This window comes from Thermogemmatispora sp., from assembly GCF_042408735.1.
Classification (GTDB): Bacteria; Chloroflexota; Ktedonobacteria; order Ktedonobacterales; family Ktedonobacteraceae; genus Thermogemmatispora.
In genome coordinates, this window is sequence record NZ_JBHOQV010000073.1 from 25754 (window position 1) to 48756 (window position 23003).

17 protein-coding genes are annotated in these 23003 nt (G+C 60.3%); 7 read left to right on the top strand and 10 right to left on the bottom strand.

Annotation, left to right across the window (positions count from 1 at the left end; all coding sequences use genetic code 11):
* Nucleotides 1-73: 73 nt before the first annotated feature.
* From tsaE to ACFMO7_RS05925, 5 genes are all read left to right on the top strand, one after another.
* A complete protein-coding gene (tsaE, locus tag ACFMO7_RS05905; protein ID WP_376794590.1) occupies nt 74-631 on the top strand; it encodes a tRNA (adenosine(37)-N6)-threonylcarbamoyltransferase complex ATPase subunit type 1 TsaE in 558 nt (185 codons plus the stop codon).
* Entirely contained in the window at nt 612-1448 is an 837-nt protein-coding gene (gene tsaB, locus ACFMO7_RS05910) for a tRNA (adenosine(37)-N6)-threonylcarbamoyltransferase complex dimerization subunit type 1 TsaB (protein ID WP_376794591.1), read from the top strand. Before tsaE ends, tsaB begins: the two co-directional genes overlap by 20 nt.
* Nucleotides 1432-2067, top strand: a complete 636-nt coding sequence (rimI, locus tag ACFMO7_RS05915) for a ribosomal protein S18-alanine N-acetyltransferase (RefSeq protein WP_376794592.1) — start codon at nt 1432-1434, stop codon at nt 2065-2067. The genes tsaB and rimI overlap by 17 nt, the downstream gene beginning before the upstream one ends.
* A 285-nt stretch (nt 2068-2352) precedes the next feature.
* Complete coding sequence (locus ACFMO7_RS05920; RefSeq protein WP_376794593.1) at nt 2353-3537, top strand: tRNA (adenosine(37)-N6)-threonylcarbamoyltransferase complex transferase subunit TsaD; 1185 nt, start codon at nt 2353-2355, stop codon at nt 3535-3537.
* A gap of 197 nt (nt 3538-3734) precedes the next feature.
* Nucleotides 3735-4784 carry an ROK family protein gene (locus ACFMO7_RS05925; RefSeq protein WP_376794594.1) on the top strand — a complete coding sequence of 350 codons (1050 nt, stop codon included), beginning with the start codon at nt 3735-3737 and terminating at the stop codon, nt 4782-4784.
* Nucleotides 4785-4960: 176 nt separating this feature from the next.
* Here ACFMO7_RS05925 and metG read toward each other — a convergent pair whose 3' ends face one another.
* Nucleotides 4961-6853 carry a methionine--tRNA ligase gene (gene metG, locus ACFMO7_RS05930; RefSeq protein ID WP_376794595.1) on the bottom strand — a complete coding sequence of 631 codons (1893 nt, stop codon included), beginning with the start codon at nt 6851-6853 and terminating at the stop codon, nt 4961-4963.
* A gap of 54 nt (nt 6854-6907) precedes the next feature.
* The gene (locus ACFMO7_RS05935) at nt 6908-7930 is read right to left on the bottom strand and encodes a ThiF family adenylyltransferase (RefSeq protein WP_376794596.1); all 1023 of its coding nucleotides are present in this window, start codon (nt 7928-7930) and stop codon (nt 6908-6910) included.
* Between the two features lie 351 nt (nt 7931-8281).
* Between ACFMO7_RS05935 and ACFMO7_RS05940 the strand changes: the two genes are divergently transcribed.
* Together ACFMO7_RS05940 and ACFMO7_RS05945 are read left to right on the top strand one after the other, a co-directional pair.
* Nucleotides 8282-8725: a response regulator transcription factor gene (locus tag ACFMO7_RS05940; protein ID WP_376794597.1), complete on the top strand. Its 444-nt coding sequence runs from the start codon at nt 8282-8284 to the stop codon at nt 8723-8725.
* A 343-nt stretch (nt 8726-9068) separates the two neighbouring features.
* On the top strand, nt 9069-9485 hold the full coding sequence (locus ACFMO7_RS05945) for a PleD family two-component system response regulator (RefSeq protein ID WP_376794598.1): 417 nt from the start codon (nt 9069-9071) through the stop codon (nt 9483-9485).
* A gap of 450 nt (nt 9486-9935) precedes the next feature.
* Here ACFMO7_RS05945 and ACFMO7_RS05950 read toward each other — a convergent pair whose 3' ends face one another.
* The 8 genes from ACFMO7_RS05950 to ACFMO7_RS05985 form a co-directional block, all read right to left on the bottom strand.
* On the bottom strand, nt 9936-10943 hold the full coding sequence (locus ACFMO7_RS05950) for an ABC transporter ATP-binding protein (protein ID WP_376794599.1): 1008 nt from the start codon (nt 10941-10943) through the stop codon (nt 9936-9938).
* Between the two features lie 23 nt (nt 10944-10966).
* Nucleotides 10967-11944 carry an ABC transporter ATP-binding protein gene (locus tag ACFMO7_RS05955; RefSeq protein WP_376794600.1) on the bottom strand — a complete coding sequence of 326 codons (978 nt, stop codon included), beginning with the start codon at nt 11942-11944 and terminating at the stop codon, nt 10967-10969.
* A 30-nt stretch (nt 11945-11974) separates the two neighbouring features.
* Entirely contained in the window at nt 11975-13069 is a 1095-nt protein-coding gene (locus tag ACFMO7_RS05960; RefSeq protein ID WP_376794601.1) for an ABC transporter permease, read from the bottom strand.
* A gap of 12 nt (nt 13070-13081) precedes the next feature.
* Entirely contained in the window at nt 13082-14041 is a 960-nt protein-coding gene (locus ACFMO7_RS05965; RefSeq protein WP_376794602.1) for an ABC transporter permease, read from the bottom strand.
* A gap of 716 nt (nt 14042-14757) precedes the next feature.
* Nucleotides 14758-16476 carry an ABC transporter substrate-binding protein gene (locus ACFMO7_RS05970; RefSeq protein ID WP_376794603.1) on the bottom strand — a complete coding sequence of 573 codons (1719 nt, stop codon included), beginning with the start codon at nt 16474-16476 and terminating at the stop codon, nt 14758-14760.
* Nucleotides 16477-16990: 514 nt separating this feature from the next.
* Nucleotides 16991-18709, bottom strand: a complete 1719-nt coding sequence (locus tag ACFMO7_RS05975) for an ABC transporter substrate-binding protein (RefSeq protein WP_376794604.1) — start codon at nt 18707-18709, stop codon at nt 16991-16993.
* 693 nt (nt 18710-19402) lie between these two features.
* Nucleotides 19403-21148 (bottom strand): ABC transporter substrate-binding protein, encoded by a 1746-nt coding sequence (locus tag ACFMO7_RS05980; protein WP_376794605.1) that lies wholly within the window; start codon nt 21146-21148, stop codon nt 19403-19405.
* Between the two features lie 378 nt (nt 21149-21526).
* A complete protein-coding gene (locus ACFMO7_RS05985) occupies nt 21527-22963 on the bottom strand; it encodes a hypothetical protein (protein ID WP_376794606.1) in 1437 nt (478 codons plus the stop codon).
* Nucleotides 22964-23003: the final 40 nt, after the last annotated feature.

Genomic DNA, 23003 nt, shown 5'->3' on the forward strand with positions numbered 1-23003 from the left:
ATAATTTGAGGCTCTCTGGAAAGGCTCAAGAGATACTTGAGCCACGGCTGTAGCCGTGGAGAAGGAAGACGGCGTGACTGGTGCTTCTCAAGAAGAGGTGAGCTGTACCCTTGATGTGATCAGCCATAGTGCAGCCCAAACTCAGCGGCTTGGCATGCGTTTAGGTGAGCTGCTGCGGGGCGGCGAGCTGATCCTGCTGGCTGGCCAACTGGGGACGGGGAAGACCACCTTTACGCAGGGCCTGGCTCAGGGCCTGGGCATCTCTGCGGTGGTCAGCAGCCCTACGTTTACACTCCTGAAGGAGTACCGCGGCCAGTTGGGCGGGCGCGGAGAAGGGCAGGCAACGCGCACCAGAGGTTTGGCGCTCTACCATTTCGACCTCTATCGCCTGGAGCATCCTGAAGAGATACTCGATCTGGGCTTCGAAGATTACTTTGCTCATCCAGCGGGTGTCTGCGTCGTAGAATGGGCGGACAAGGCCGCTGCGCTCTGGTCTGGCGAGTATCTACGCGTCCGCCTGAAGTTGCTCAGCGAGACGAAGCGTGCGCTCTTCTTCGAAGCCATCGGATCGTATTATTGTGATCTGCTACAGCAATTTCAGAAAAACACCTATGCTGCTCTTGGCAATTGATTCCTCCACGCGCCAGGCAAGCCTGGCTCTCTGCTCAGAGGAGACTCTCTACGCCGAAGAGACCTGGCTTGTCGAGAACAATCACAGCGTTGAGTTGTTGCCTGCGATTCGCCGCTTGCTGAGCAGCCGTAACTGGCGCCCGGCAGATCTCTCCGCTCTGGCGGTGGCTTTAGGCCCAGGCTCCTTCAACGGCGTGCGGGTGGCGGTGGCTACAGCTCGCAGCCTGGCCTTTGCGCTGGGCAAGCCGCTGGTTGGGGTAGGCACTCTGGATATCATCGCCGCCCAGCAGCGTCGCTGGCCAGGTCCGATCTGTGCCGTGCTAGAAGCGGGGCGCACAGAGCTATATGCCGCCTGCTATCTCTGCGCGGAGAGCCGGGACGAGCAGGGGCGGCTGACCCAGGAACTGCGACGGCTCTCTGATTACCTCCTGCTGCCTCCTGGGCAGCTCGTGGCCTCTCTCAGAGAGCTGGCAGCCGCCTCTCCTCTGGCGGTGCCGGGGCGTCGTGAGCTTCCTCCTTTTCTCTTCTGTGGGGAGATGAAAGCGGTCACCTGCACATTCCTGCGCTCTTCCCTGCCTGACTGCGCCTTCGCGGAGCCGTTACAGGCTACCAGGCGAGCCTCCACCTTGGCGGCCCTGGCTCTGCCGCGCCTGTTGCGCGGCGAGAGCGATGACCCGTTGCGCCTGGAGCCGCTTTACTTGCGTCCCCCTGCCATTACTGCCAGTGCACGCAAGCAACCGCTGCTGAACGCGGTGGATCAGCCGCGCTCTCTACCTCAAAGCGAGACAGAGGGGGAAGAACGTGCGTTACATCATTGAACGCATGACCTTGTCAGACGTGCCTCGGGTGATCGAGATCGAGCGTCTGGCCTATCCAACAACCTGGCCGCCCAGCGCCTACCGCAAGGAGCTGCAAGATAATCGCTGGGCGCACTATATTGTCCTGCGCGACAAAAAGATTCTAGAGGAGCACCTGGAGCCTTCTGCCTCTGAGGCCGAGAAGCCAAGGCGCTTCTTCCCTCTGTCGCTGTTGCCGGGTCGCTCGTCGACGGCGACGACCTCTCCCCAGCTTGCCTCGATCATTGGCTTTGCTGGGCTGTGGCTCATGGTCGACGAGGCGCATATCACGACGATCGCCATGCACCCTGACTATCGCCGTCAGGGCCTCGGCGAGTTCCTGCTCACCAGCCTGATCGATATTGCCTATACTATCGGCGCCCGGTGGGTCACGCTTGAGGTACGTGTCTCCAACTACGTTGCGCAAAATCTCTATCGCAAGTATGGTTTCCGCGAGGCTGGCCTGCGCCATCGCTACTACAGCGATAACCAGGAGGATGCCCTGATCATGTGGACCGACGAGATCCACAGCCCGGCCTATCGCCAGAAATTCCAGGAGCAGAAAGCCGCCCTCTTACGGAAGCTGGAAGCTCAGGGTTAGGGAGGGGGCCGGCCGATCGGTCAGGTCTGGCCAGACCCCTGGTGGGGCGAGCTGGCTGGCCTGCAGGGTGGCGGAAGTTGGTGGAGAGGGAGAGCCTCAGCAGCGTGTCGAGCCTGCTCTGCTGCGACCATCGACAGACTTCCTTTGGCCGGTGCAGGTCCCTCGATTCCCTCGCCTCTGCGGGGTGGGGGCCTGGGCAGCGCTCTGAGACGGGCCGGCCGGGGCGAGATCCAGAGATAGAGATGGAGCCTTCCAGTCATTCTGCTTCTGGAAAGGGGGTGAACTATGCTCGTTCTAGGGATTGAAAGCTCGTGTGATGAGACCGGAGCGGCCATTGTCAAGGATGGTCGCTATGTGCTGGCAAACGTGGTCGCCTCGCAGATCGAGATCCATGAGCGCTACGGAGGGGTCGTCCCCGAGGTTGCCTCACGGCAGCAGTTGGCCGCTGTGCTGCCGGTCATTGAAACGGCCCTACAGCAGGCTCGCTGTAGCTGGGAAGATATCAGTGCTGTGGCTGCTACCTATGGTCCAGGCCTTGCCGGCTCGCTGCTCGTCGGTCTGACGGTGGGCAAGACTCTTGCGCTGGCCCACGATCTGCCGTTTCTCGGGGTTAACCATCTGGAGGCTCATATCTACGCCAATTGGCTGCGCCAGGCTTCCGATGCTGACCCCCAGGCTGGTGCTGGTGCGGAGGAGACAGCATGTCCCTATCTGCCAGGCGATCCGCTCTTTCCGCTGGTCTGTCTGATCGTCTCCGGGGCCCATAGCGAGTTGGTCCTCATTCGTGATCACGCTGACTATCTTCTGCTGGGACGGACGCGCGACGATGCCGCAGGAGAAGCATTTGATAAGGTGGCGCGGATCTTGGGGCTTGGCTATCCTGGTGGTCCCGCTATCCAGCGGGCGGCCCGTCTGGCCGAGGAGGAGCTTCGTCAGCAGCGCTCGCCGCTGCGCAACCCTTATCATCTGCCGCGGGCCTGGCTGCGAGGTACCTACGATTTCAGCTTCAGCGGCCTGAAAACAGCTATGTTGCATCTGGCTGAGGGGCTGGTCGCCGATCAGCAGCCTGCTCGTCCTCTGCCCAGTGGAGGCCGACAGATCAGTCGCTATACCACGATGGGTAGCGAGGCCGCCAGGCGGGGCCAGGTCCATGTTGGCTTGCTGGCGGCGAGCTTCCAGGAGGCCATTGTCGATGTTCTGGCCGTCAAGACGCGCCTGGCCGCCCAAGAGTATCACGTGCGGCAGGTCTTGCTGGCCGGCGGAGTAGCGGCCAATGTGGCCCTGCGGGCCCGCCTGGAAGAGGAGCTAAGGCCGCTGGGTATCCAACTGCAGTATCCGCCCATCGAGTTTTGCACCGATAATGCTGCTATGGTGGCGGCAGCCGCCTTTTTCCACCTGCTGCATGGTGAGAGGCACGACCTTGACCTCGATGTAGAGCCGGGTCTGAGCCTCCCTTTCCGCCAGGAGTAAGCGGGAAGAGGCGACTGGGGGGCGCTGTGCGGCCTCATCCCCTTGGGTGGAAAGCGGGCGAGCCTGGCTCTGGAGCGGGGCGGGAGCCTGACCTGTTCATGGTTGGGATTCGTCTCCACTGCAAGGAGCAGGCAGTAGAAGACAGGCCCTGCCTGTCTGTGGCTGGCTGCCGTTCTGTCTGTATCGAGGAGAGAGCTATGGCCAAGAATCACGCGGGGCGTCCGGCGCCGACGACCCATGCGCTGGGCATCGACCTGGGAGGCACCAAGACCCTGGCGGCAGTCATCGATGTCTCCAGCGGCGAAGTGATTGCCTCGGCGCGCAAGCGCACGAAAGCCGAGCGCGGGCAGGACTTCGTCGCCCGCCGGGTGATAGAGGTAGCTCGTGCGGCCCTGGAGGCCGCAGGTCTGCGCAACGGGCGCGAGCTGCTCGCGGTGGGGATCGGGGCCGCCGGCCAGATCGATCGTCAGGCCGGCGTGATTCTGGATGCGCCCAATCTCGGCGTGCGCGATATGCCGGTGGCGGCTCTGCTGAGTGCCGAGTTTGAACGCCCAGTCGCTGTTGGCAATGATGTCGAGGTGGCAGCTCTTGGCGAGTATCTCTACGGGGCTGGACGCAGCTACAGGAATTTTGTCTGTGTCTTTATCGGCACCGGCATCGGCGCGGGTATCATTCAAAATGGCCGACTCTACACGGGTCTCTCTGGCACCGCCGGCGAGATTGGCCATATCACGGTTGAGGCCAGCGGGCGCATCTGCGGCTGTGGCGCGCGCGGCTGCCTGGAAGCCTACGCCTCGCGCACGGCCATCACGCGCGCCATTCTGGCGGAGATCCATCACGGTCGCAAATCGGTATTGGCCGATGAGGCCCTGCTCCAGCTCAAGGGCGGCGAAACCATCATCCGCTCGGGATTGCTGGCCAGCGCTATTCAGCAGAACGACGAGCTGGTGATTGAAGTTGTCAGTGAAGCTGCCGACTATCTGGGCTACGGCCTGGCATCGATCATCAACTTTTACAACCCTGAGGCCCTCATCCTGGGGGGAGGAGTGATCGAGGCCGTCGACCTGCTCTTTGAGCGGGCGGTGCGGCGAGCGAGAACCGTGGCCCTGGCCCTGCCCGCTCGTCAGACGCCCATCCTGCGCACGCGGCTGGGTGATTTCTCGGGCGTCGTGGGCGCAGCCTGCCTGGCAGCCCAGGCGACAGGCTATCGTCTGCGCGAGAGCGAAGAGCTGACTCCAGAAGAGTAGGCAGCCAACCAGGCGGAGAGAGAATACTGCGCCTGGTTGGCTGATCTCCTGGGGAAGAGACTCCCCATCGCTGGCTCTGGGCAGGCTGTAGGCAACCGTCTCCTCGCGACCGGCCAGGCCTCCCTCTACCAGCTCTAGCCGCCCATCAGTCGCTCCGAGGGGCCAGCAGCCTCTTGCTAGGGCAGGGGCTTGCTCTCAGCCGAAGGGAGGTCGGCGGGTTCCTCCAACTTGGCAAAGAGTGGCTGAGGAGGCGGGAGCCGTCTGCCAGCGGGCACCGTTTCAAGCTGCCAGCGGGAGGCGCTCACATCGCCCTCAAAGCCCAGGTAGCCATGCAACTTCTGGGCGGAGAAAGGCAGGTAAGGATAGAGCAGCAGGCGCAGACCACTGAGTACCTGCAACATCACATAGACGGTAGTTCCGGCGGCCTGGCGATCCTCCTTGATCCGCTTCCAGGGGGCCTGCTCATCGAGATAGCGATTGGCCGCATGGGCCACGGCCATTGCCGCCTGTAGCCCATCCTTAAAGCGGCAGCGGCTGATCAGCTCGCCAACGCTACGAAATCCCTTCTCCACCTCTGCCAGCATCGCCTCGTCGGCGGCACTCAGTGGGCCGGGAGCAGGGACCGTGCCCCCAAAGCGGCTTTGGACAAAGGTCAAGGTACGATGGACCGCGTTGCCGTAGGTAGCGACCAGCTCATCGTTATTGCGCCGCACCAGCTCCTCAAAAGTAAAATCGGTATCGCGTCCCTCGGGAGCGGAGGCCGACAGGTAATAGCGCAGCGGATCGGCTCCATAGAGGTCCAGCACATCCTTGGTCCAGACCACATTTCCCCGGCTGCTCGAGGCCTTACTGCCGCGCATCGTCATAAACTCGTTAGCGGGAACATCGTAGGGCAGATTGCGATCTCCATAGCCCATCAGCATCGCCGGCCAGATAATCGTATGGAAAGGGATATTATCTTTACCGATAAAGTAGTAGGCTTTCACCGGGGGATTGGTCGACCCGGGAACCCACCATTGCTTCCAGGCCTCGGGATCGCCCTGGCGCTGCGCCCACTCCACCGTGGCCGAGAAGTAGCCGATCACCGCATCAAACCAGACATAGATGCGCTTTTCATCATAGCCCGCCAGGGGAATAGGCACGCCCCAGTCGAGATCGCGCGTAATGGCCCGCGGGCGCAGACCCTCCTTCAGCCAATTCATGGTGAAGCTATAAACGTTGGGACGCCAATGCTCCTTGCCCTGAGAAAGCCACTGCAGAATTGGCTCCTGTAGCTTGGGCAGGTCCAGAAAGAAATGCTCGGTATCGCGGATCTCCAGCGGCTGCTCTCGGCTGCCACACAGGCGGCAGTGAGGCTGGATCAAATCGACAGGATCAAGGACGCGCCCGCAGTTGTCGCACTGGTCGCCGCGCGCCTGCGGATAGCCACAGTGAGGACAGGTTCCCTCAACATAGCGGTCCGGCAGAAAGCGGCGGTCCGTTGGACAATAGGGCGATTGCATCGTATCCTTATAGACATAGCCCTTCTGATAGAGCGTCAAAAAGAAGTCCTGTGTAATGCGATAATGATTCTCGGTGCCAGTTTCCGTATAGAGGTCCCAGGAGATCCCCAGTCGCTCCCAGATCTCGCAGATCTGGCGATGGTAGTAAGAGACAAACTCGCGCGGCGAGATGCCCTGACGCTCGGCGTCGACCAGGATTGGCGTGCCGTGCTCATCGCTGCCAGAGATCATCAGCACGTGGTTACCGGCCAGCCGATGGTAGCGGGCAAAGGTATCGGCGGGCAGGTAAGCGCCGGCGATCTGCCCCACATGGGTCGACGTTTTGGCGTAGGGCCAGGCCACGCAGACCAGAATATACTCAGCCATAGAACATGACTCCCTTGCTTGCTGATGGAGGTCGGTCGTTCTATCTTCTTGTTGCTCGCTTGCCAGTAGCGTTTCGTCTGTTGCCTTCTCTCGCAGAGAGACACTGCGATGGATGAGGAAGTGAAGAGACCACCAGGCGGATTGTGCCTCATTATAGCATAGACCGGGAGAGGGGCAAGACCCCGAGCCGGGCGCGAGCACGGGCAGCGCGGGCCGACCCGGGCCGGCTCAGGTTAGAGCCGTGGCGGGAGGCCATTACATACCGATGTAGCGGGCATAAAGAGAACGAGCGATTTGCTCATTATCAGTCCCCTTAATAATGGCGCGCCCATCGGGGAAGACCGTCATCTCGTAGTCTTCGATTTGGAAGCGCAGCAAGTACGCATTATGCTGGACATGGGCGAGCGCCTGGAGGCGCTGGGCGAGAGCGGCCAGATCGAGGGAAGCCCCACGCTGGCGGCTGCGAACCTGAACAGCGTTGCGGCCACAGAGCGCGGCTGTGTTGCTTTGAGCAGAGGCATTCAAGAAATCGAAGCGGCCCAGGGCACATGTCGGACAATCGTCCTGACGAGGCAACTCCAGGCGCTCCCACGTATTTTCCCAGAGATCGGCCACCAGCAGCGCCCGGCTGATGGCTGGACTGGCGAGCAGGATCTTGAGGGCCTCCGTGGCGGCGATGCCGCTGATCAGGCTGACGATTCCGTTGAGGACGCCAGCGGTGTCGCAGGTGGGGGTGCTCCCCGGAGGGGGCAGCTCGGGGAAGACGCAGCGCAGACAGGCCGTTTCACCGGGGAGAATATTCATCGTCACCCCGTGGGCGGCGATCACGCCGCTGTAGATCCAGGGCCGTCGGTGCTTGACACAGACATCGTTGAGCAGATAGCGCGTCTCGAAATTATCGGTCGCGTCCAGCACCAGGTCCACACGCTGCACCAGAGACTCGGCCTCCTCGGCATCGAGGTCTGCGACCAGGGCCTCGATCCTGACCTCGCTGTTGATGCGCTCCAGCTTCCTGGCGGCGGCCACCGCTTTAGGGAGATGGGCCTGCACGTCATCCTCATCGAAGAGAATCTGGCGTTGCAGATTGCTCAGCTCGACGTAATCGCGGTCTACGATCAACAGGTGGCCGACGCCGGCGCGACAGAGGTGATTGGCGAGCATGGTCCCCAGCGCCCCGCAGCCGACGATGGCCACGGAAGAAGCAAGCAAACGTTCCTGGCCCTGCTGGCCAATAGGCCCAAAGAGGATCTGTCGCGAGTAGCGCTCTGAAACAGCCATAACGAGCAATCTCCCCCCGATTGGGGCAATTCTCTAGCCGCCCGCCTGGGGCATTTGCACCAGGGCGAAGCTGCCGGTAAGCCAGATGTGCCTTCATTCTACCACAGGAGGACAATCGGAGAAAAGGCAGGCAGAGCGAGAGGACTGTTTCTCAACGGCGCCGGCAAGTGGGCGGCGGCGCCGCAGGCCCCGCCCTCAGCTTGCTCGCCTGGCCAGGATAGTACTCTCGAGAGCCTGAGTTGGCAAGGCCAGGCAGGTGTGTTACAATGCAAAGGGGTGGGTCGTCTTTGCTGTTGAGGAGAGATAAAGTGCAGTGCCTGAGCAAGACGGCTTTAGACAGCGGAAAAGACGATGAAGAAAGTGCTGGTCATCGACGATAATCCTACAATTGTAGAGCTTATCAAATATGCTGTCAACCTCCAAGGCTCGTACGAGGTCATCGTGGCCTACGATGGCGTGCAGGGCCTGGAGCAGGTCTATGCCCATCACCCCGACTGCGTCATCATCGATGTCAAGATGCCTCGGATGGATGGCTACCAGTTGGTGCGCTGCCTGCGAGGCGATGCGCGTACCGCCGATACTCCTATGATCATCCTAAGTGCGATGACGCGCGAGGAGGATCAGCTCACGGGCCTTCTCTCCGGGGTTGATGAGTATCTGACCAAACCCTTTAAGCCTAGCGCCCTCAATGCGGCTATCGAGCGCGTTCTGCGCCTGACTCCCGCCGATCGCCAGCGCCGCATGGATGAATTGATGCGCAGCCACAGCGAGCAACAGCAACAGCAGCAGCAATAAGAGCGGCGAGCCGGCTGAGCGCGCCAGGGACAGCGCTTTGGGCCGCTCCGCTCCGCCCCGCCGCATCGGCCTGCTGCGGTGGCTCTTGGTCAACTACATGCACAACAGGCAGGTGTCAACCGAAACGCTCCTTACTCCCTGGGTGGCCGGGATCTTTTGTGTCAGGCTTGCCTTTTTCTGCCAGGGGCCTGAGCCACTCTTCACTGGCCGGGAAGGAGAAAGATGGTCGCGGGAGGTGCGCCGCGCTCTCTGTCTCCCTCTCTCCGTGTCGGTTTTGGTTTCTCTTGCTATTTGAACATTTATTTCATGTAATTGCTGATCGAAGATGCTATCTATCCGTCTCATGGCTCGTGAACCAAGGACAGCGCAATTGCCGCGGGTGCTCTTCGTTGATGACGATCCGCATGTCCAGGGCCGTATCAGGCAGGCCTTGGAGCATATGTTTACCGTCCGCTGTGCCTCTTCGCTGGAAGAAGCTCGTCGCTGCCTGCTCGAGGAGCCACCTGACCTGCTGATCTGCGAGATCGTGCTGGGCAACGAGAATGGCCTCGACCTCTGTCGCTTTGTGCGGGGCCAGTCTTCCTTGCGTCATCTCCCCGTGATGATCCTCAGCTCGCAGATGACGGTACAGGATAAAATCGATGGATTCGCTGCCGGAGCCGACGATTACGTTGTGAAGCCAGTTGATGCACGTCATCTTGCTGCTCGCTTGCGTCTCCTTCTGCGCATTAAGCAGTTGGAGCTGCGCAATCAAGACTGACAGACTGGGGGAACCTGCGGCGCTCCTGGGGTGTGCGCCCCGGAGGGGCCGCAGCGGTCTCCCTGCTTCCTGCGGCTCGTTTCTCCCTTGCCTCTTTCGTCCGTCTCGCTGTCCCTTCCCTTCCCTTCCCTCCCCTCCCCATCTCTTCATCGTTTTCTGGCCTTCTCTCTCTCCTTCCCGTAACCCCATCGGGCCATTGCCTGCTCGTTAACGCCATCAGGGAGGAAAGCGGCGTGTCCTCTGCGCTCTTGTTGAAGAAAAGAGAGGGAGCGCCTGTTCTCATCTTATCCCTATCTGTCTGGGTAAGACCGAACGGCAGCGGGCTCCCTCTCTTGCCTATGAGGGGAGGCCTGTCTCCCCTCTTGAGCTGGGCGCTATCGGGGCTGATCTGGCCTCACAAGAGGTAAGAGGCCGCAAGCTCTAGTCTAACAGCGCTCAGCACTGCTCAGCTTAGCCTGGGAAATGGCAGGCCACGTAGTGATCGCGCTCTTTCTCTTCGAGCGGCGGCGTCACCTCGCGGCAGACCTGCTGTGCTTTCCAGCAGCGTGGATGGAAGTTGCAGCCCGGAGGTGGATTGACCGGACTGGGGACGTCGCCTTCCAGGATGATGCGCCTGCGGCGGGCCTCTACCTCGGGATCAGGCACGGGGATCGCCGAGAGCAGGGCCTGTGTATAGGGGTGCAGCGGCAATTCATAGAGCTTCTCACTGTTGGCCAGCTCAACGACCCGTCCCAGGTACATCACCGCAACGCGATCGCTGATATGCTTCACCACCGAAAGGTTATGAGCAACAAACAGATAAGTCAGACCGAACTCGGCCTGCAGGTCCTGGAGAAGATTCAGAACCTGCGCCTGAATAGAGACATCGAGCGCCGACACAGGCTCGTCGGCGACGATGAAGGAGGGACGCAGCGCCAGGGCGCGGGCAATACCGATACGCTGGCGCTGGCCGCCGCTGAACTCGTGGGGGAAGCGGTTCACATAGTAGGGGTTGAGTCCCACAACCTCTAACAGGTGGGCCACCTGCTCGCGGATCTCGCGGGCATTCCCACGCTTAAAATTTTCCAGCGGCTCGGCGATAATCTGTCCCACGGTAAAGCGCGGGTCGAGCGAGCCGAAGGGGTCCTGAAAAATCATCTGCATCTCGGCGCGCTTCTTGCGCAGCTCAGAGGGCGGCAGCTTTGTCAGCTCAACCCCGTTCAGCTTGACGCTTCCCTCAGTTGGCTTGATCAGCTGCAGAATAGCGCGTCCGGTGGTCGACTTGCCGCAGCCACTCTCGCCCACCAGGCCGAGCGTCTCGCCGCGGCGAATCGACAGATCGACGCCATCGACGGCCTTCACGTGGGCGATCGTACGATTGAAGAGGCCGCCCTTGATTGGAAAATGGACCTTCAGACCCTTCACCTCGACCAGCGTCGTTCCGGTGGCGGTCGAGGTCGCCATCTGCTGTTGTGCCATAGCGTCCTTCTCCCTCTCCCTGACTAGCTAGGATAGAAGCAAGCGGCGAGCTGCTCACCGCGGCCTACCGGCTTCAACTCTGGCCGTTCCTGACGGCAGCGAGCCTGGACCCGCGGGCAGCGCGGTGCGTAGGGGCAGCCGACGATATCGCGTGAGAGGTCGGGGGGCTGCCCGGGGATGGGAGTCAGGCGCGTGCCGCGCTTCTCGTCCAGGCGAGGAATCGACTGCAGGAGTCCGACGGTGTAGGGGTGGGCTGGCGTCTGGAAGATCTGGCGTACCGGGGCCGACTCGACAACGTGGCCGGCGTACATCACGATCACATGCTCACAGGTCCCGGCTACCACGCCCAGATCGTGGGTGATCAGCATCAGGGCCGTGCCGAACTCCTTGGCCAGGCCCTTCATGAGTTCGAGAATCTGGGCCTGAATGGTCACATCGAGGGCCGTGGTCGGCTCGTCGGCAATCAGGAGCTGCGGGTTGCAGGCCAGAGCGATGGCGATCATAACGCGCTGGCGCATGCCGCCGCTGAACTCATGGGGGTAGCTTTTGGCTCGTCGGCGGGCATCGGGGATACGGACCAGATCGAGCATCTCGACGGCCCGCTGCCAGGCCTGGTCGTTCGAGATGCCCTTGCGGTGACGCTTCACCGTCTCGGCGATCTGGTAGCCGATGGTGAAGACCGGATTGAGCGAGGTCATCGGGTCCTGGAAGACCATCGAGATCTTGCTGCCGCGCAGCTCGGTCATCTCTTCGTTATTCTTCTCCAGGATATTCTCGCCGTTGAAGAGGATCTCACCCCCGACAATCTTGCCCGGCGGCGAAGCGATCAGGCGGATGATAGAAAGCGCCGTCACGCTCTTGCCACAGCCGCTTTCTCCTACTACTCCCAGGGCCTCACCGGGCCGCATAGTGAAGGAAACATCGTCCACGGCCCTGACGACGCCGCTGCGGGTGAAGAAGTAGGTTTTGAGATTATTCACTTCCAGCAGATTTTCTGGCATGGGTGTATGCTCCGCTCTTGCATGGTTCGCTTAGTCTTTGGTGCGAGGATCGAAAGCATCGCGCAGGCCATCGCCAAGGAAGGAGAAGGCCAGTACCAGGATGGCCAGAGCCAGCGATGGGACAAGGACTTCCCAGGGATGAGTATCGACGGCATTGCTGGCCTCGGAGATCATCAGCCCGAGGCTGGAACCGGGTTGCTGTACACCCAGGCCCAACAGGCTGATGCTTGCCTCCCCGATGATGGTGTTGGAGATATCGAGCGTGGCGGCCACGACAACGATGCTGAACAGGTTTGGAATAATGTGGCGCCAGATAATCTTGAAGTTGCTGCTACCGGCGGTGCGGGCCGCTTCGATGAACTGCTGTTCCTTGATCTGAAGCGTTTGTCCGCGCACAAGACGGGCCATCAAAGGCCAGGAGACGAGCGCCAGGGCTCCGGAGACCAGCAGCAGGCGGGCGTTCCCGTTGGGACCGATGATAGGGACGTTGCTCAGAGTGGTGTCTGCCCAGGTGCCAAAGATCCCGGTAAGCAGGATGATGAACAGCAGGCCCGGGAAGGCGAAAATGATGTCCGTGAGACGGGCCAGGACTTGATCGATCCAGCCGCCGAAGTAGCCGGCCAGGACACCGACCAGGATGCCCATGGTAATGTCGATCAACTCCACCAACACCGCTACGCTGATAGAGACGAGCAGGCCCTGCATCAGGCGCGCCAGAATATCGCGTCCCAGGTCGTCGGTGCCCAACCAGTACTGAGCAGATGGCAATTCATCCTGGTGGCTCAGCTCCTGGTGGTAGAAGGTGCGATAGACCGTTGCAGGAATTGGCCCATTGTCGGGGCTGTCGTAAATCCCTCCAAGATGCTGGTAGATGAAAGGTCCAACGATCGCCAGCAGCACCATGAAGAGGATCACGCCCAGGCTGACCATAGCGCGCGTATCGCGACGCAGGCGCCGCAGCGATTCGCGCAGCGGTGAGACCGGTTTGCGCTCCTTGGGTCCTTCGGTCTCGGGAATCACCCCAGGCGTCTCGACGAGCAACTCCGGCTCAGCTGGCACCATCAGGTTCGTGTCCGGGGCAATCAGGGGGGAGGCTGGTTGAATCTCTCGGTCACGCATATCCATTGGTTAGGCCTCCTATTCAAGCTTGATGCGAGGGTCGACCAGCGTGTAGGCGATGTCCGCCAGCAGGTTGCCCAGCACGACCCCGACGGCCAACAGCACAGTAGTCGCCTGAATTACCGGATAGTCGCGGTCAAGCACGGAAGAGACGGTGATAGTGCCGATGCCTGGGATGTTGAAGATGTTCTCGATAAGGAAAGCTCCTGTAATGGTAAAGCCCAGCGTGACGCCTGTCACAGTGATCAGAGGGATCAGGGCATTGCGCAAGGCATGCCGATAGATGACAAGGCGTTCGGATAGCCCTTTGGCGCGGGCCGTACGGATGTAATCCTGGCGCATCACTTCCAACATGCTTGTCCGAGTGATACGCGCGAAGTAGGCGGCCCCGGCTAGACCGAAGACAAGCACGGGGGCAAGCTTAAATTGGATGTCGCTCCAGGTGTAGTGCCAGGGTTCGCCCCAGTTGGCTACCGGCCAGCCGGCCCCCGTTTCCTGGTCGATGAAAACGATCAGCACCTGCACCAGGACGCAGAAGACAAAGATGGGCATCGCGTAGAGAACCAGCATGATGCCCATGTTGAGCGTGTCCACCCAGGTATTGGCCTTGAGCGCGGAGATGATCCCTACGGGTACCCCGATGAGCAGATAGATGACCAGGGCCCAGAGAGCCAGCTCCATAGAAACCGGCACGCCGTCCCGGAGAATGTCCCAGACCGGACGTCCCTGTGTCTTGAAGGAGTAGCCAAAGTCAAAATGGGCCAGGTGGACGAGGAAGTTCCAGTACTGCTGATACCAGGGCAAATCCAATCCGTAGGCATGCTTCAGCTGCGCGTAAAGCTGGGGAGAGAAGTGCTCGCCTAGCATGGTGCGGATGGGATCGCCCGGGGCAAAATAGCCCATGATGAAGGTGATGAAGGTGACTCCAATCACCACGAAGACTAAGCCTATGAGGCGCTTGATCAGAAACTGTATCATGCTAAGCCCCTTACTGTCCTGTCAGCGCTCGCTTGACGAGAAGGAGACGTTCCTCAAGCCTCTCTATGCTCCCTTGCTATCTCGCTCTGCACCTGCCCCCTGCCTCCCTCGCGGACAAGTGTACCCATGTCACGTTCCGCCAGAGGTGGAAGATCTATGAAATGGCACCCTCTCATAGATGGATCTGGACTGTAGCGGACAACAGACGTTACATGACGGATCTTGTCCCTTATTTTAAGGAGCGCTATCAGGCTTGTCAAGCTAGAGGTTGTGCTTCTGCCATCATATTATTACGCTCGCCTGTCTGCTTTGCTCACATGCTCGTAGAACAATTTCCCACCGTCAACTCGCTCCTGTCGGGCTGAGCTGGTGAGCGACCTGCGGTTGGACGCTGGCCTGAAGCGACCGGTCTGACGGCAGTGCTTTGGCAGAGTCAAGCAAGGAAACAGGTAGGGAAGAAAGAAAAACGGACAGACGAACAGCCAGGGTTATTATAAGGAGCGCTTGGGGCCAGGTCAAGGGCTGGAGGGAGAGAGGTAGGAGAAAAAGAGGGGAGCGGAGCCTGGTATGGGAGAGCTTTGACTCCCGCGCCATCAGGCTCCGCTCCGAGAGATTTCTCTACCGGGCGGGCGGACCAGCTACCTGACTGGCTGTAGTACCGCTTCTTACCGGCTGCTCTCTTCCTGGCTTGTGGATACCAGCGCTGGCTCTGTCAGTTAGTGCTGAGTGATGTAGATCTGCGACCAGTAGTTGGGTGGAATCAGCTGCTGTGGATTGTAGAAGAAGCCGTGGACATAGGTCTTGACCACATAGGCGGCCTGGACCTGCTCCATCGGCAGCCAGGCGACGTCGTTGACGAGCTGCTGCTCAGCCTGATTGTAGACCTGGTAGCGAGCCGGGCCGTTAGGCATGGCGTCGGCCTGCTCCAGTTGCTTCTGAGTAGCCTGCTGCTGTGCGGCATCGGGGCTATGGTTCTGGCCGTAGTTCATATTGTTGTTCGGCACTCCGGCGTCGAACTGCAGGGTAAGCCAGTCCTGCGGATCAGGATAGTCGGCGATCCAGGCGATGCCCCAGAACTGCAGGCCGTGAGGGTTGTTCGTTGCTGAGACAATGTCGTCGAGCAGCTTGTTGAAGTCCTCAGCGCGGACTTTGACCGTGATGCCGAGCACGCTCTGCCACATCTGGGTCAAAGCGGCGACCTCCCGATCGGCATCGGCGGAGCCACTGGGGTAGGTCAGGGTGATCGTTGGCAGCTGCGAGACGCTGGTCAACCCTTCATCTTTGAGGCCGGCCTGCAGGTACTGCTTGGCCAGGGTTGGGTTCCCTGCGGTGCTGGTCGTGCCATCTGGCCCTTTGAGGTTCGGGTTATAGCCCGGCATGCCTTTGGGCACGATGTGATTGGTGGGAATGTAGATATCCTTCCAGACAGCGTGAACGATCTCGTCCTTGTTAATGGCCAGGGCGAAGGCCCGACGCATGTTAATGCTGTCAAAGGGCTTAACCAGATAGTTCATAGTATAGTAGTTGATCCACAGCTGGGGGGCCAGGTGGAAGTCGTTCCCTTTGCGGGCCTGATCGATGTTGGCGCTCGGAACGCCGGCTTCATCGACTTGCCCGGCGCGATAGGCCTTGTAGGCGGTATCAGCCTGCTTATAGAAGGGGAAGATGACCTTCTGCAGCTGGGGCTTGGGGCCGTAGTAGTTGGGGTTGGGAACAAAGACGATCTGCTTGCTGTGCTGGTAGGACTGGACCTTGAAGGGGCCGGCGCCGCCGCCTTCGTCGAGGTGGTCGGTCCAGGAGGACCCGTACTTATCGATCAGCTTCTTCTCGACAACGTAAGAACAGGAGTAGGTCAGGGCGTCCAGGAAGTAAGCGGCCTTCTTTTTAATAGTAATGACCACGGTATTCGGGTCAGGAGTCTGGATGCTGTCGCCGATGATGGTCTTGATCTTGCCTTTCTGGAGAAGGTCGCCATCTTTGATCAGCGCCAGGTAAATGGGGGCCGTGGTCGAGTGCTCTGCTGGTTGCAAGGCGCGATCGATGCTGTAGGCTACGTCTGCCGAAGTGAGAGGAGTGCCGTCGCTGAATTTGAGGTTGGGACGCAGATGGAAGGTCCAGGTCAGACCATCAGCCGAGGTCTCCCAGGAGGCAGCTAGCTGCGGCTGAACGGTCAGGTTGTTATCGAGCTGCACCAGGCCGGTGAAGACCATATCGATGGCCTGGATCGAGTAGAGATCGGTCGAGAGGCCGGGATCGAAGGTCGCTATGTCGCTGACGCCGGCCTCTGGATAGATAAAGACCTGTTTGCTGGCTGGGGCTTTCTCCGTGGAAGTCGTTGATGTTCCGCCACCACAGGCGGTCAGCAGAAACGCTACGATACAGAGGAAGGTGAGGGCTAGGCCCACAGGGTAGGTTCTCTTGCGTAGCGCGGACATGGATCGTGCTCCTCCTGTGAGTTGAACGCCAGCCACTGCAGCAGCCCGCTCAGCGGCGGGAAGGTGCTGCTTGGTGGTAGCTTTGCCAACGTTCAAGTTCCCCCTGGACTCCTTTGCCGGGCGGAGGCCGCCGAGGGAAGAATGACCGATCCAAAAAACAGGATACGTGCGGTGTTACCAATGAAACACGGCACGCGAAGAGAACAGTCCCTTCTTTAGGGCTGGACGGTAAGAAGGACCGCTGCCCTATAGGTTGCGCTGGCACCCAGAGTAGCTGAGTCACCCCTGGTAGTAGGTGGGCTTTAACCCTGTTCAGGTTAAAGACATTATTACTACGTCTTGTCGGAAGCGGATCTCTCAGTCTCCCTGCAGGCTCGCGAGAAGGAAGGCGGAGAAGATCGGGGGGGAGGAGGAGCGCAGGACCAGTAGATCCCTGGAGGCCCGGCCAGGGCAGCCAGCCGTCACGTGGTCTGTGCTGGCTGGCTGGCTGGCTGCACCTGCCCGAGGCCGGGCCTCAGTGGACGCTGATGTAGACCTGTGACCAGTCGTCAGGAGGCATCTGCAGTTGAGCATCCAGAGTGAAGCCCTGCACGTAGGGCTTGACTACGTAGGCGCTGCGTACCTGAGTGATGGGTAGCCAGGCCACGTCGTTGACAAGCTGCTGTTCGGCGTTCTGATAAGCCTGCAGGCGAGCATTGGAGTCCGGCAGCGTATCGGCGACCTCTAGCAGCTTTTGGGTGGCCTGTTGCTGCAGATGATCTGACGAGTTGTTCTGGCCATAGTTCACCTGATTGTAGGGGGAACCAGCATCGAACTGGAGCGTTGTCCAGTCCTGAGGATCAGGATAGTCGGCCACCCAGCCGATGGCCCACATTTGCAGGCCCTGGGGGTTACCGGCGGTGTTGGATAGCTCGGCCAGCATTTGATTGAACTCCATAGCCTCGCCTCTGACCCTCACACCCAGCACGTTCTGCCACATCTGAATGGCGGCGGTGATTTCCCTGGCCTGGTCTTGATCGCCGGCAGAGTAGGTAATCGTAATGGGCGGAAGCTGGGAGGCACTGCTGAGGCCCTCATCTTGCAGACCTTTTTGGAAATACTGGCGTGCCAATTGAGGGTTCCCGCGCGTGCTGGTTGTGTTGTCTGGACCGCGCAGGTTCGGGTTATAGCCCGGCATTCCCAGGGGAATAATGTGGTTGGTGGGAATGGGAACGTCTTTCCAGATGGCGTGCACCAGCTCGTCTTTATTGAGGGCCAGGGCGAAGGCCCGCCGCATGTTGATGCTGTCGAAGGGTTTGGCCAGGTAGTTCATGCCGTAGTATCTGATCCACAGCTGCGGGATCAGGTGAAACTCTGGTCGGTTGCGAACGCGGGCGACCTGCTGGCTGGGCACGATCGTGATGTCAACCTGACCGGCCTGATAGGCTTTGTAGGCCGTGTCTGTGTCCTGGTAGAAGGGAAAGATCACCTGCTGTAGCTGAGGCTTGGGACCGTAGTAGTTGGAGTTGGGAACAAAGACGATACGCTTGCTGTGGGTATATTCCTTGACTGTGAAGGGGCCGGCTCCTCCCCCCTCTTGTAGGTGATCGGTCCAATTATCTCCGTACTTGTCGATCAGCTTCTTCTCGACAACGTAGGAACAGGGATAGGTCAGGGCATTGAGAAAATAGGTGGCTTTCTGGCGAGCCAGGATCACAACCGTTTCGGGGTCCGGCGTCAGGACGCTGTCGCCGATGATGGTACGGATCTTCCCTTGGGCCAGCCGGTCAGCATCCTTAATGACGCCCAAATAGGTGAGGGCTGTAGTGGAGCGTAGGGCAGGCTGCAGGGCACGGTCCAGGCTATAGGCGACATCCATTGAGGTCAATGGGGTGCCATCGCTGAATTTCAGATTCGGCTTCAGGTGGAAGGTCCAGGTGAGGCCGTTGGGCGAGACCGTCCACGAGCTGGCAAGCTGAGGACGGACGATCATGTTCTTATCTAGCGAGACCAGACCAGTGAAGACCATCTGGATGGCTGTGACTGAGGGCACGTCGAAAGCCTTTGCGGGGTCAAAGGTTTTCAGGTCCGGAACCCCACGCTCCGGCTCCACGAAGATCTGCTGGCTGAGCGGAGCTTTGCGGGCGGAGAGCGTATTGCCGGAGCTGCCGCCTCCGCAGGCGCCCAGCAGAACAGTCAGAAGGAAAAGCAGCGCTACAAAGCCTGCTGCGCTCGTACGTTGCTGGGTAGACATAGGAAGCTTCTCCATCGCTGCTGAAAGCAAGCTGCCATACGTGGCTAGAGATCACTTCGTCTGCTGCTGGATAGTCTTGCCTGCCCGCCAGCCGAACAAAACCAACCAGCCGACCGACCGACCAACCGACCAACCAACCAACCAACGAGCTAGCTCGCCAGCCACCTGATCAAGCAGCACAATGGGAGGCCATTCCCCGAGGTATCCCGCTTGGGCGGTGCCTGGTGGTGGATAGCCTGCCGCCTGACTGCGGGCTGCCGCTGTGGCTGGCGGCGTCAGGGCGAAAAGGAGCGTTGTGGAAGGCGTCTGGCTTGCTCTGGGCTGGCAGCTCATTAAGCTTAAGATGGCAAGCAGCATCCGAAGTCTGGCACCACCATCGCTGTTATCATACGGAGCCCCTCTGCCGGGAGCAAGCGAACGAAGAGAGAGTAGGAAAGGAGGACCATCGAGGCGAGCGATGCCTGCGGAGCGCAAGATACCAGGCAAATTGGGCCTTGATGGGCCTGGATCGCGCGACCAGGCACGGGGGAGGTATGTATGAAGGAGCTGGAAGGAGCCGCGGCAAAAACCAGACGCTGGCAATTGTCTCTCAAGACAGCGCACCGGAGAGGTGTCCTGCGGCTGGCCAGCTCCTGGGTCCTGCCGCGCTCCTTCGGTCCCCCCTTCAGGACCAGGTAAGAAGAGGCCAGCCGGTCACGACTGGCTTTCGACGACGTAGATGTTGGCCCAGTCGTCGGGCGGGATAAGGTTCATGGCATTGTCCTTAAAGCCCACCACCAGCGGGTTGCGCAGAAAGACCGCGTCTACCTGCTCCAACGGCAGCCAGGCGACATCGTTGACGAGCTGCTGCTCGGCCTCCTGGTAAAGGCGCAGGCGAGCGGCTGTGTCCAGCGTACTATCGGCCTCCTGTAGCTTTTTCTGTACGAGCTGCTGCATAGCAGCATCACTGCTGACATTCTGACCATAGTTCATATTATTGTTGGGGACGCCCTGGCCGAACTGGGCCGAGAGCCAGTCTTGAGGGTCGGGATACTCGGCGACCCAGGCCAGGCCCCACATCTGCAGGCCATTGGGGTTGCTGGTGGCTGCCGTCACGCGACTCAACAGAGTATTATAGTCGACGGGGTCGGGAGTGACGGTGGCGCCCAGGCTCTGACGCCACATCGCTATAAGAGCGTTGGCCTCCTGATCCAGGGTACTCAGCCCTGTGGCATAGGTCAGCTTGATAGGTGGCAGGCTCGACAGGTGCTCTTCCTGCAGGCCCTGAGCCAGGAGCTGGCGAGCCTTCGCCGGGTTGCCGGTCAGATTCTGGCTACCGTCAGGACCGGTCAATCTGGGGTTATAGCCGGGCATGCCCTGCGGCACGATATGGTTTGTCGGCTGTACCGTGCCTTTCCAGACCTGCTCGGCGATGGCGACCTTGTTGATCGCCAGAGCGAAAGCCTGACGGATATGGATATTGTCGAAGGGCTTCACAAGATAGTTCATCGTATAGTAGTTAATCCATAGCTGAGGAACCTGGTGAAAGTCTGCCCGCTTCTTATCGCTGGCGTAGCTGGCCAGGGGAACGCTGGTCAGGTCGACCTGGCCATTCTGGTAAGCGTGATAGGCGTCGCTCGCCTGGCGATAGAAAGAGAAAATGATGCGACCGAGCTGGGGCTTGGCGCCGTAGTAGTAGGCGTTAGGGACAAAGTCGATTTCCTGGCCGTGGACGTAGCGGGCCACCTTGAAGGGGCCGGCCCCGCCGCCCTCCGTCAAATGATCACTAAGATTGCTATGATATTTTTCAACCAGGCGCCGCTCAACGACAAAAGAGCAGGGGTTGGTCAGCATGGCCAGGAAATAGGGAGCTTTTTGGCGCGTGACCAGGACCACGCTCTGCTTGTCTGGTACCAGGATACTATCGCCGATCAGAGTAGGGATGGTGCCGCTCAGCAACTTGTCGGCATCGCGCAAGAGGGCCAGATAGAGAGGGGCCGTCGTCGAGCGTGTCGACGGTTGTAGGGCGCGATCGAGACTGTAGGCCACATCTTGAGCGGTCAAGGGAGTGCCGTCGCTGAACTTCAAGTTCGGCTTCAGGTGGAAGGTCCAGCTTAGGCCGTCGCTAGAGACCGTCCAGGAGCTGGCGAGCTGGGGACGAACCTGTAGCTGGTCATCAAGCTGGACCAGCCCTGTAAAGATAAGCTCAACGGCTCGGATCGCCGAGGGATCGGTTACCAGGGCCGGATCAAGGGTAGTATAATCGGAGAGACCAATCTGCGGCTCGCGATAGATCTGCTTGCTGGCCGGGGCCTTCACCAGGTGGGGCTGGCGGGTGCCAATCTGGCAGGCAGCCAAGACCAGCATAAGGGCCAGCAGAGTGAGCGCGCTCATCAGGCTCTCTTGAAGGGTCCTGCCCTTCTTCTTCTGAAGCTTCTGCCGATCGGTCTGACTCATCATCCTATCTATGCTCCTGCAGAATCGTTGCGCCGGAGAGTAGCCCGGAGGATATCTAAAGGAAGAACGCAGAGCAGAGGGAAAAGCATCTCCTGAGAGTTGAGTCGCTGGCCTGACGCCTCTCCTGTCTAGCGCCTCTTTTCTCCGCTCTTCCGGACTGTGGGCGTTGTGAGAAGAGAGGAAAAAAGCCGGAACACAGAGCGGTCCTGCTCGGCTGGCTCACCCTGTCTATCTTCCTCCCTCTGTCCCACCTGCTTGCCGTGCAGGACTGGCTGTTGGTGTCCCGGCTTCTGGCTGCAAAGAAGAGATAAAGCGGCTAGCGACCTCGCACCTGCCTCGTAGAGAAGCCTGTGCGAACCCATCTGCTCTTCCGCTGCTAAACTATCCCATCTGGCGATCTGAGGCCAGCGTATTGCGTGGGGCCAGGGCGGCGGCTCGCAGCGCGGCGCGCAGGAAGACGCTTAGATCGGTCTCACTCAGATCGCTGGGCCAGCCCATGAACTCTTCGCCTGCCGCCTGCACGATCTGCAGCGTATGGCCCTGGTCGGCGGCGGCATCCGCCTGAGCAGCGACCAGCCCGATCGTGGCAAAAAGCGGCTTCGGCTCATAGCCAAGGTTGAGATAGCGGCGGGCGGCCAGATAGGCACCTTCAAGATCGCGCGCCTCCAACTCCCCCTGGAGCGTCTCCAGCAGAGCAGGGGCCAGCAAGCCGCCGCCGACGTGCATGTGGGGAGCGCTATGCTGAGCTTGGCCGCTGACCAGACCCAGATTCTTGCGCAGCTCATTCACAAAGACAGCCGAGGTGAAGAGCAGCGGGACCACCTCGATATCCTGTACCTGAGCAAAGACCAGGCGAACGGCAGCGGCGTACAGGAGGCCGTGGGCTGCCTGGATAAAAGCGTTCCGATCCTCGTCACCGATCTGGTGCAGAATATCGGCGGCGGCCAGGGAAATAACCGAGCCGACCGCGCGTGGCGAGGCCGCGCCCTGAATGAGGGCCTCATGAACGGCCTGGCAAACCTGGGCCGGGCCGGCATCGCTCAGCAGCAGCCCCCGCAGAGGGAGGGCGCGCTCATTGCGCGGCGGCGAGATGCGTCGGCGGATCAGCTCGAAGTCCCCCTGATGCTGAGCGATAAAGTCGCGCACCGTTCCAACCCAGGCCGGTTCCTCGCTACTGACGGGCAGGTGAGGAGCCAACCAGTGAATAATATTGGGGGCCCGGTCTCCCCATTCTACGGGATCGAGCAACTGGTAGCCGCGCACCGCGAACATCAAGGGATGGCCCGCCTGATGGAAGGTCATAGCCAGGCCCTCGTAGGTGCGGGCCTGCATTGTCCGGTAGTCGGCGCCGGTGGCATAGAGACCCAAGAGGAGCCGCTCAGCTAGCTCGGCCTGGTTGTGATAGATAGCCTCACGCATCAGCGTGCCGACGCTCTTTCCTTCAGGCAGCTCGCTGGGATAGTAAGGCCGGGGGTAGGTCGGCTGCCTGTCACGCCCTGCGCGCACAGCGGCACTGGCCGCACATAGCGCCTGGACCAGCAGCGGCAACGGACGTAAGCGGTTCTCCAGGCTCTCGCCTACCAGATGATCGTAGGCATGCAGCCAGCGGCTCAGGACACTGGCGGCGGTGAGCGTCAGCACCGTGTGTCCTTCGGGGTCGCCATGAGCGGCGATCATCCCAACGCGCCCGATCAAGACATCGATATCTGCTTTGCCATGAACCAACTCCCGGGTCACGCTGGCCAGGCGCGACGCATCGGCAGCCGCCGCGGCCTCAACCAGCTCCGAGAGATCAACCCTCATGCCGACTGATGCCATAAAATATCTCCATTACATTTATAGTATCTACTATACCGTT